This window comes from Halalkalibacter sp. HAAS-P013, assembly GCF_056619925.1.
Genome location: NZ_JBWQTU010000038.1, coordinates 1 through 9,954 on the forward strand (window position 1 = coordinate 1; position 9,954 = coordinate 9,954).

The following is a 9,954-nucleotide window of genomic DNA, read 5'->3' on the forward strand; positions in this document are numbered from 1 at the left end:
TCAGTCCGCTCGACTTGCATGTATTAGGCACGCCGCCAGCGTTCGTCCTGAGCCAGGATCAAACTCTCCATAAAAATGGTAAGCTGATTAGCTCAAAATGTATCGCTAACGATACTTTGCGTGATTAAAGTAAATCACTTTTAGAAATTAACGAGATATCATGTATCTCTATTTCGCTTGGCTTTTGTTCAGTTTTCAAAGAACTCTTTAACCGCTGTTTCATCAGCGACATTCATTATCATAACATACTGTTTCGTTCTGCGCAACAACTTTTTAAATGTTGTTTCCGCAACTCGTTACGAACCAATCAATCGTTCGTAGCGACAAGTAACAATATATCACAATGAATAATTCTGCGCAATAGTTAATTTAAAATTAATTTTTGCGGCTAGGTTTATTAATCTATCATAGTTCCACATAAAGATCAAGTCACTTTCTTTCCACAATACTATTACCACAACAAACAACCACTTAAACGTGAACAAAACATAAAAGCAGACATTGTCCACTCATTTTGGTTCGTAAAATCCAGTATTATATATAACGCCTTATAAAACTTCTCTTGGAAACTGGTCATTAATAAGTGAAAAGAAGCCAGAGGATTCTCTTAATCCTTTTAATATGTAAGGACCTCTCTTAAAAATATTCCATGAGAGCCCCGGGACTAGACCTAGCATCAAGCTTCAATCTATCTCGAGGGCCTCCATCTCACATCATACCCATTTTTATAACTATACTAATAGAAACAATCTACCTTAACAGCTCATTACCCAAAATAAAGCTAACCATTCAACTCAGAGTTTCATTGTCACCATCCCTGCTAAAACATCTGCTCATACCATTGTTCAAACCGTTCCTCCCACTTCATTCCACGTTTTTTCCCGTTATGCTCCCAAATATTTGTTAACGTATAAATGGATCCTACCTGACTGGCTAATTGAGCATCTGAAGTGGATCCACCGAATTGTTTCATGAAAAATGTTCCTAATCCTTCTTTTTCGGTTCCACTGCGCAATTTATCCACATTGTTTCCAAGATTAACCCATTCAGAGACCCCATACAAATCCAAATCCTTTTTGAGCTTGAAGCTCTCTTAAAATGCTCGGTTCAGATTGAAAAAGTTGCTTTGGTAACTTACTTCTAACTTCATCCTGGTTCGTTGAAATCGATCTCCAAACGTCAAAGCCTACAGGGGCATGACTCGCCCAACGTTATTTAAAAGCGTATCACTTCCCATCACCATCCATAGATTCAATCCCATTTAGATCCAGGCAAAGACTGCCTGTTTTCCAAGCACCCATTAATTCAAATTTTCTCGGATGTTCTTTTTGCTCAATCACGAGATCTCGGTAAATACCGAATGGATATTTCAAGTCGTCATACATGTCCAACCATTTAAGCAATTCTTCCTTTTTCAACATACGGTCTCCCCATCTGCTCTTTCATCAATTTACGTCTATACCTGTAACTGCTCACCTTTAACATCACTCAGCGAAACAACCGAAACCCCCTGTCTCTTCTCCTTCTCTACCAGCATCTCCCCAACAAACAGCATCCCCTCAATCTCCACATCTTGTTCCTTCAAATACTCACCTTCACGTCCCTTCACAAGTTCCATATAATCAACCAACTCACGAAGTCCCTTCATCGCTTAATCTGGGTTCTTCGTATGCTTCACTTCCCCAATGACCACTTTCTGCAGCTCACCCGTTTCCTTCTGATACACTTCAATCAAAATATCCGGCCTTCCACTCCACAAGGTCTTACTCTCTACACTTCGCTGAAAAAAGGCTGATGCTAAGTCAACAGAACGCTTCATCGAATCTACTTTCTTCTTTATATATAGATGATATACTTCGCTCACTTCTTCTGTCGATATCGCAAACCGGAGTTCCTTCGATCCGGTTGAATCATGATAAATATGATAGTCATACGCATCATCATTCCAACTCGCAACCAAATTCCTCCGCCCATCAATAAGCTGCAAGTCTGCCTCTTCTGTATTCGCCTTGATCAGCTTCATCACCCAATACAACTCAAACAGCACTTCCTCTTTCGCCGGAAACACAAATGTCTCCCTCAGCAATTCCTGGACAATCTCTTCATCAAATCCATTCATAATACGGAGATAAGATAAAAGTAAGTGCGCTGCCTCTCTATAAAGAGGATTGCGATGCCCTAACGTTTTTTGAATCATCCGCTCCGTTACGTTGTGCTTTACAGAATTAACTTTCGATAAATACACAACACATTGCTCCGAATCATTTCTTCGACAATGAGTCTAAGCTCCTTCCATTCACGAAAGTAGTGATACTTTTCAAGAACAGATGTATCGAGCTTCACAAACAAAATGTTATAAATCGTCTGAATCAGCTCTTTTACAATCAAATTTTCTGGTAGATCATAGTTCCGTCTATTCTCCTGGCAGGAAAAAATCGTTCGATCTTTTTGATTCAGGCGCAACCTCTCTTTCATCGTATTCGGCCAATTGATTTGTCCGCGCACTTCACCGATATAACTCTCATTAATCTCTTTGGTCGACGTTTTAAACTTCCGAATCGCAACAGGTAAATCCCGAACAAACTGCTTGACCTCTTCTTTTAAAAGAAAGTGAATCGCAAGCAAATGATCGAGCTGATGTACATTCAATTGTGCTTTTTTGATAAACGAATTCAGCCCGACTTTTCCTGCATTCATATACACAATTAAAAAGTCGCTGATTTCCTCAATAAGCTGCTCATTGTTAATGGGCTACTCCCTTATTTGAAAAAAGTCAGACGCAAAGCTCATCAAGCGTTCGGTTTCAACTTCCTCAAGCTCGCCTACCTTCGTCACAAACCCTTTAATTTCTTGCTCCAACAATCCTTCAAACTGGGTATTAACTAGGCCACGTATATCGAATGGCTATCCAAAAAGTAAGTGTATAAAGAGTTTGTCATTTGAAATAGAATGACAAGGTTCACATTCTAGTTAATCCCCCTTGTAATTAGTTAAGCAAAAATTAACCTCTTCGTTTACACATGCAGGTAATGGTTTTCCTTCTAATCCAGCTAGTATATTATCAACGGCTAAATGGGCCATTCTTGTCCTTGTTTCTATTGCTGCGCTTCCTATATGAGGTGTAATTAATACATTCTTTAGACTCATTATTGGATGAGCCTTATTGATGGGTTCTGGATCTGTTACATCCAATGCAGCATAAGCAATTTGCTCAGATACAAGCGCATCAAATAGTTCATTCGTATTGACAACTGGGCCTCTCGATGCATTAATAAAATAAGCTGATGATTTCATCTGTCTAAATTCTTCTTTTCCAAAAAGCCCTCTAGTATGGTTATTTAATGGTACGAGCACAACAATAAAGTCTGAATTTGCTAGTAATTCTTCAAACGTTGCATAGACTGTCCCCATACTTTCATTCACTTCATTTACTTTTCGATTATGGTAAACAATATTCATTCCGCTTGCTTGCGCGCGCCTTGCAACAGCTCTTCCGATGTTGCCCATCCCCACTATACCAAGTGTTTTTCCATACAAATCAACCCCCATTGGTACGTCAAATGGACTTTTCCACTTACCACGTTTAACAAATTCACTTCCTTCAGTTATTTTTCTTGCCGCTGATAGCAATAGACCGTACGTTAAATCAGCCGTTGCATCGTTTAACACCTCTGGAGTATTGCCAAAGGGGATCGAACGCCTTGTACAAGCGTCAATATCAATATTGTCATACCCTGCAGAAGACTGTGCGATTACCCGTAGATTGGGAGCTTGTGCTAATATATTGTCATTGACTTGAATATCTCCTCGGCTCAACAAACCTTCTGCATCTTTTAACCATGCCATTAACGTGTCATATGGAATAGCTTCAGGTTTATTCCATACTCTTAGCTCAGCTTCCTCTTCCAATCTCTCAAGAACGGTTTGCGGTAATTCGCCAATAATCACTACATTGGATTTTTCCATTTTTCAGTCTCCTTTGCTTTCAAAATTTACTATATATTATAATAGCCACTCTAGTGGTGCTAGAATGATAGATGGGAACAAAACTATTAGAAGTAAGATGATTGGATAGACCAATAGAAATGGCCAAACACCTTTTGTAAATTTCTCAATACTGATTTTTTCCTACACCTGCAACGACATTCATGATGATTCATATTACCTACACAAGTTAGCGCTTTCATTTTTTTCTGATAGTTACATAGATACCTCTTACTCTTCTAAATCATAAATGATTTTTTGGAAATCTTCAAGGGACAGGTTCTTCGTCCCTTTTTAGTTTAGACGTTGGATCACACTTTTTGAGACACCGGTGATTTTCGATTGCCCAAGTAGGGTGCTTTTTATTTCTGGCACCCTTATGGAATTAATATTTCTCGAAAGAATTACTCCATACTGGAAATCTTCACTTTTAAGAAATCGATTCAAGAATTTCTTGATAAAAATTGAGGTAAGTTATATTTCGACTTTCAGATACTAAACTTATGTCAAAGGTTTAATCTGGGGAATCTTATTAAGTGTGCCATTATGGTTAGCACTATGGGGATGGACCAACATGATTAATAGCCTCTTATTATTTCCTTAAAAGCTGTCCGCCTAGATCTTTTATTAGATATTAAATTTCCTTCCTCCCATGTTAAGATATGTAAATAAACTATAAAGAGAGAAGGAGATTCATCTTGAAATTAAACAAAATCCATCATGTCGCGATTATTTGTTCTGATTACGTTACATCTAAACATTTTTACGTTGATGTTCTTGGATTGAAGATAGTCAACGAAACCTTCAGAGAAGAAAGACAATCCTATAAATTAGACCTAGCCGTAAACAATGACTATCAAATCGAATTGTTTTCATTTCCAGATAGACCTGACAGACCAAGCTACCCTGAAGCAAGGGGATTAAGACATTTAGCATTTGAAGTAGATAGTGTAGAAGAAGCCAAAAGAGAACTTGAATTAAAAAAAATTGAGGTAGAACCTGTTCGAATAGATGAATTAACTGATAAAAAGTTTACCTTTTTCGCAGATCCTGATGACTTACCTATTGAAATCTATGAGAAATAACTAGGGGAAGCGGCGGGGATGGTTCCCGATCAGTGAAAGTACATTTTAATTTGATGCATCAATGTTCAACTACAACAAGTAGCACTTTGCTTAAACACTTGTGGGGTAGTGTATCCCAGGCACCTAACTTTTATAAAATAACATGAAAGTCCATTCATTATTATGTATAATTAAATCAAGATCACCCCAAAATCAAAACCAGCAGTGTGAACTGGTGGTCCCTAAACCCGGTCAATCACACTCTTTGAAATCCCGGTTATTCTTGAAAGCTGTCTAACGGACACGCCGTCCAACTCCTTAAGCGTAATCAAAACAGCATCCCTCGCTTCTTTATCCATCTGTTGAAACATACTACAATTGGTAATTCCTAGCGACTGCAAATACTCCCTAACTTCGCTATCAGAGATTCTTCCAGGTGCCTGATCATCTAAACATTGATCCTCATTTTCCTCATCCATGTAGGCAGAGAACAATTTCACGGCCTCGCTTCGATCTCGTGAAAAGATACGAAAGCCAAGATCAATATCAACAATGTTTGCTTTATCCATATACTCATGGATAATTGTCCATTCACTGTCAAACACGCTTTTGGCCAAACCTGCTTTGACTGGATTTTGATGGATATACCGAAGAACCGTTAGAAAATAATCCGCATCTTCTACCTTTTCACTCTTAAATCTCCCTTGAAACAAATGCCCACATCGCTCATATTTCAAATTGTACCAATAAACATAGCTTGAACTAATTCTTTTCAGCGCTACTGAAATCGGTTCCCCGACTTCCCTCATTAAAAGATGGATATGATTGTTCATCAAACAATAACTGTAAATCTAGTATTTACTGATAGCCTTGTATTTTTAGAGCGTCTCTAAAAACCTAATCTTGTCCTTCTCCTCCTCGAAAATGAGTTGTTTATTAATTCCTCGCAACATAATGTGATAGATACCACTCCGGCTCTTTTCCCTTGCTTTCCTAGGCATAGACGCATCACTCCAAGGTTCTAATTTGGCAAACAGCCGTTCATTATTTCTCTGATGTGATGTTGATACACTTTTTGTTCTTTTTTATGTCAGATTTTTTTAATAACTACCCAAACAGTGTCGTCAATAAGGCGATATCACTAGGCAAACCAGAAATAGGATAATTGATAGGAATCTACCGTTTCAGTCACAATCACAGGCATAGACAGAACCTGACCTGATTCCGATCGACTAAAAATTTTGTTTTCGTGTGAGGAGATGGGCAATAATGAGAGTTGAAATTAAGACAGGGACATCCTTAAGGAAAGGGTACATTGTTACGGAGAAGGCACAGCTGGATAGGTTCCAGTACAGTATAAAGTGGAGTGAACGGGGCTGTGGTTATTATAACAGACTAGCTTCAGGATTTTCTCCTAAATTCAGCCCATTCTTCACAATTCTTCGACAAAAGTTCCAAAAAACCTGCTATAAAAAGTGTAACTCTATAATTCTTTAGGGACAAGGAACCTGTCCCCCTCTGATGATTTTTTGGTATATAATCTTCCATTTCATAGGACAAATGTCGCATACCATGCAAAAATAACAACATCTTTATTAGTTTTAAATATTATATTTTTAAGCTCTGAATGTACAGGGGGGGAAGAAAATGGTAAGTATCTATACTCATGTAAAAGAGAAAAACGATCAATTATCGATTCTTAAAAAGGTGAATCGAGATGCCATGATTATACATAATAAGGGAGTTATTTTAGAGTGCAATGATCGGTTTAAAGAGATTTTTGATTACAGCATGTCCGAGGTCATTGGAAAATCAGTATATGATTTATTTAGTGACAAAGACCATCATATGATAGATGGAGAAAAAGAAAGATTTTCGATAATCGGAATACGAAAAGACGGGTCAAACATAAACTTAGACGGCATCGGCCATCATTATCCATACAAGGGAAGGAATGTTCGGATGATTCTGTTGCGTGATATGACAGAACAAATCAAAAGAAAAAAGGAAAATGAGCTTAGGTTAGTTCAAGATGATTTAACAGGTCTTCCGAATCGTTCATATTTTAATAATAAGCTAAACCGTTCGATGGGTTATATGAAAGATGAAGAAAAAAAGATAGCTGTTCTTTTGCTTGATCTAGATGGATTCAAAAATATAAATGATACTTTTAACCATACTGTTGGTGATAATTTATTAATAAAAGTTAGTAAAAGACTATTAGATTGTATTAAGGGAGACGGAACGGTTTGTCGTATGGGTGGAGATGAATTCCTGATCCTTTTACCTTATGTAGATGAAACAACTGCGGCTAAAGTTGCCGCACGAATTTTGGATGTTTTTGAAATACCATTTGATGTCGAAGGAGGCTATTTATTACATGTCACAACCAGTATAGGCATTAGTATGTTTCCAGAAAACGGAAACACTTCAGAGCATCTCATTAAACATGCAGATATGGCTATGTATGCTTCAAAAAAGCTTGGTAAGAATCAGTTTAGTTTTTATAACCCCTCTCATAGCAAAGAAACCGTTATTAATCTAACTCTTGAAAATGAATTAAGATCCGTCTTCGATCGAGGGGACCTTCTCCTATATTACCAGCCGCAAATTGATCTAAAATCAGGCGAAGTTATTGGGGTAGAAGCTTTATGTCGTTGGAAACATAAGGAGTTAGGCTTTATAAGTCCTAGTGAGTTTATTCCAATAGCTGAAAGAACTGGAATGATCTTAAGTATTGGCGAATTTGTTTTATACTCTGCTTGTATTCAGAACAAAATATGGCAGGAAAAAGGCTTTTCTCCAATAAAAATGTCGGTTAATATTTCTACTATTCAATTTCACCAGTTCAATATTGTTAGCACTATAAAAAAGTGTCTAAACGAAACACAATTAGATCCCCAATATTTAGAAATCGAAATTACAGAAAATACTATCATAAACAATTCGGAGACTGTAATTAAAGCATTATCTGAACTACGAGAATATGGTGTAGGTGTGCATTTAGATGATTTTGGAACTGGATATAGTTCACTCAATTACCTAAAAAAATTGCCAATAAATAAATTAAAGATTGATAAATCATTTATAGAAGATATACCATTTTGCAAAGAAAGTAATTCGATTATCCAAGCTATCATTATGATGTCTCATAGTTTAGGAATTAAGACGGTTGCTGAAGGAGTAGAAACAAAAGAACAACTAACATACCTTCATGATATGAACTGTGACATCGTACAAGGTTATTATTATAGTAAACCTATACCAAGTGATGAGTTTGAAGAGTATTTACTAAGGAATGCTAACGTTTTTTCAGGCACTGTATCTAGATAGATGGGTGAAGGTTATGGATAAAGGAATCGTTTTTGTTTTGTACTTCCCCCCACTTGTTCCTCCTTTAGGTACTAAGTCTTTCCCCAAAAACAATTAGATTCTATTCAAGGTGTGCTTTATTCCAAACACCTACTCGTTATACCAAGGCGTGTTAAAGTGAAGTAGCTAGATTTTCTCCTTCTTGGCCTAACTATCACTCCTCTGATTACTGGTTGATTGTAACGCGCTCTCCTTGATTGTCAATCTGTAGTCAGAGATACTCGTCTAGGCAAAGAATAGAAATAGAACCAAAGCTTACGGATCCTAGTTCTATAAGTGAAATTCGATTTTTTTTGTCTACTTGGGGTCGCAACGAACCGGCCAGCAATTTTCTCTTTTCCTCAACAGGATAGAAGCACGAGAACCGCCCCCCGTGCTTCACGTGCTTTAAACTTCCTTACTGTACTTTACTAGTAAGGAAATTTCTAGTCTTTGAATTTGTCGAAGTGTCTTTGCTTCTGCAGATGATTCCAACCCATTTATGATGACGTGCTCTACTGCGTCAATAAAACGATTTGGATCCCATTCACCCCATGACTTCACTTCTGATGAAATCTCACTCGCTCTTTCATATAATGCTGGATAAATAGAATGACTGCCTGCTTTCTGGAACCAATACTTCGCATTCCCAAAATCCCCTTCGCGGCGATGCATGATCCCATGCCAATAACTTCCTAATTCATTGTCAATAGTTTGTGAAATTGAATGGGATAAATCTAACTCATCATTCCATAACAGCAATCCTGCCTTAACAGCTTGGACAGCTAGCTGTGATAGGTTTTCTTTTTCAGTTAACTCCTGATCGGACAATTCTGTGATTTCTCTAGTGATATCTGGACTCCAAGCTCCCTCTGGGCAAAGTGATGGTAAAGGGGTTCTTTCATCAAGACGTTGGACAAGTTGTGATAAAGCTGTCATCATTACACTCCTTTTATGTACTAGTAATTTGTCATACAACCATTCGTTTAAACGAATGGCTGTAAAGTAAGCCTATACATTTCAATATATCATATATTAGTAAGTTCAAAAATGAAAACCCTTTCTATAATTGCTATATATTTTGATTCATCACCACATTTTGAATTTAACGAAAACAAGAAAACACTCACAGATTCCTGGCAATCATGTTAGCGTCACTTAACATAACAGGAGGTCTGAAAGTATTTTCGATGTCACTAGAATTGCCAGAATTTAAAGTTGTTAAACAAGCAACAGAGGAGCGTTACCCTTTCTGCGGGTACACGATTAATCATGTCTACGACTGACGCACACGAAAAATGCGCGACCTTAAAGTATTAGATAAGCCGCTCTATTTGTTTGTTCGTATTAATCAGTTTCGTTGTTTTAACTGTCATGAAGTGTTCCCCCAGACATATGTTTCGATTCAAGCTAACAAGAATCAAAGTAATAGTACGCTGTGGTCAAGCCCCCTAATAATAGACAAAGATAAATACGACATTAACCTGCAATTTTATAATCTAAATAATATCTCTTCGGAGTAACGAGACCCAGTTTATACTGGGTTCTTTTTTCG

The 9,954-nt window shown here is 37.4% G+C and carries 10 protein-coding genes and 1 rRNA gene; 2 read left to right on the forward strand and 9 right to left on the reverse strand.

The window, feature by feature from the left end; genetic code table 11:
• The 7 genes from AC1FXP_RS23070 to AC1FXP_RS23100 form a co-directional block, all read right to left on the reverse strand.
• A 16S ribosomal RNA gene (locus tag AC1FXP_RS23070) occupies nucleotides 1–74 on the reverse strand; the annotation flags it as partial.
• 746 nt (nucleotides 75–820) lie between these two features.
• Nucleotides 821–1,063: a hypothetical protein gene (locus AC1FXP_RS23075; RefSeq protein WP_480064269.1), complete on the reverse strand. Its 243-nt coding sequence runs from the start codon at nucleotides 1,061–1,063 to the stop codon at nucleotides 821–823.
• Nucleotides 1,064–1,226: 163 nt separating this feature from the next.
• On the reverse strand, nucleotides 1,227–1,421 hold the full coding sequence (locus tag AC1FXP_RS23080) for a hypothetical protein (RefSeq protein WP_480064270.1): 195 nt from the start codon (nucleotides 1,419–1,421) through the stop codon (nucleotides 1,227–1,229).
• Between the two features lie 35 nt (nucleotides 1,422–1,456).
• Entirely contained in the window at nucleotides 1,457–1,648 is a 192-nt protein-coding gene (locus AC1FXP_RS23085; protein WP_480064271.1) for a hypothetical protein, read from the reverse strand.
• A 3-nt stretch (nucleotides 1,649–1,651) separates the two neighbouring features.
• On the reverse strand, nucleotides 1,652–2,245 hold the full coding sequence (locus AC1FXP_RS23090) for a hypothetical protein (protein ID WP_480064272.1): 594 nt from the start codon (nucleotides 2,243–2,245) through the stop codon (nucleotides 1,652–1,654).
• Entirely contained in the window at nucleotides 2,218–2,703 is a 486-nt protein-coding gene (locus AC1FXP_RS23095) for a hypothetical protein (protein ID WP_480064273.1), read from the reverse strand. Before AC1FXP_RS23095 ends, AC1FXP_RS23090 begins: the two co-directional genes overlap by 28 nt.
• A 267-nt stretch (nucleotides 2,704–2,970) precedes the next feature.
• Nucleotides 2,971–3,966, reverse strand: coding sequence for a 2-hydroxyacid dehydrogenase (locus AC1FXP_RS23100; protein WP_480064274.1), 996 nt, complete (start codon nucleotides 3,964–3,966; stop codon nucleotides 2,971–2,973).
• Between the two features lie 713 nt (nucleotides 3,967–4,679).
• Here AC1FXP_RS23100 and gloA2 point away from each other — a divergent pair.
• Nucleotides 4,680–5,069: an SMU1112c/YaeR family gloxylase I-like metalloprotein gene (gene gloA2, locus AC1FXP_RS23105; protein WP_480064277.1), complete on the forward strand. Its 390-nt coding sequence runs from the start codon at nucleotides 4,680–4,682 to the stop codon at nucleotides 5,067–5,069.
• 221 nt (nucleotides 5,070–5,290) lie between these two features.
• On the opposite strand, the gene AC1FXP_RS23110 is transcribed toward gloA2, so the two are convergent.
• On the reverse strand, nucleotides 5,291–5,899 hold the full coding sequence (locus AC1FXP_RS23110; protein ID WP_480064278.1) for a transposase: 609 nt from the start codon (nucleotides 5,897–5,899) through the stop codon (nucleotides 5,291–5,293).
• A 796-nt stretch (nucleotides 5,900–6,695) separates the two neighbouring features.
• Here AC1FXP_RS23110 and AC1FXP_RS23115 point away from each other — a divergent pair.
• Nucleotides 6,696–8,381, forward strand: coding sequence for a sensor domain-containing protein (locus tag AC1FXP_RS23115; protein ID WP_480064275.1), 1,686 nt, complete (start codon nucleotides 6,696–6,698; stop codon nucleotides 8,379–8,381).
• 426 nt (nucleotides 8,382–8,807) lie between these two features.
• On the opposite strand, the gene AC1FXP_RS23120 is transcribed toward AC1FXP_RS23115, so the two are convergent.
• The gene (locus tag AC1FXP_RS23120; RefSeq protein WP_480064276.1) at nucleotides 8,808–9,338 is read right to left on the reverse strand and encodes a hypothetical protein; all 531 of its coding nucleotides are present in this window, start codon (nucleotides 9,336–9,338) and stop codon (nucleotides 8,808–8,810) included.
• Nucleotides 9,339–9,954 lie beyond the last annotated feature (616 nt).

Coding starts and splice junctions, on each gene's coding strand:
- AC1FXP_RS23080 (WP_480064270.1), bottom strand. CDS start 1,421: ATGTTGAAAAAGGAAGAATTGCTTAAATGGTTGGACATGTATGACGAC.
- AC1FXP_RS23085 (WP_480064271.1), bottom strand. CDS start 1,648: ATGAAGGGACTTCGTGAGTTGGTTGATTATATGGAACTTGTGAAGGGA.
- AC1FXP_RS23100 (WP_480064274.1), bottom strand. CDS start 3,966: ATGGAAAAATCCAATGTAGTGATTATTGGCGAATTACCGCAAACCGTT.
- AC1FXP_RS23115 (WP_480064275.1), top strand. CDS start 6,696: ATGGTAAGTATCTATACTCATGTAAAAGAGAAAAACGATCAATTATCG.
- AC1FXP_RS23120 (WP_480064276.1), bottom strand. CDS start 9,338: ATGACAGCTTTATCACAACTTGTCCAACGTCTTGATGAAAGAACCCCT.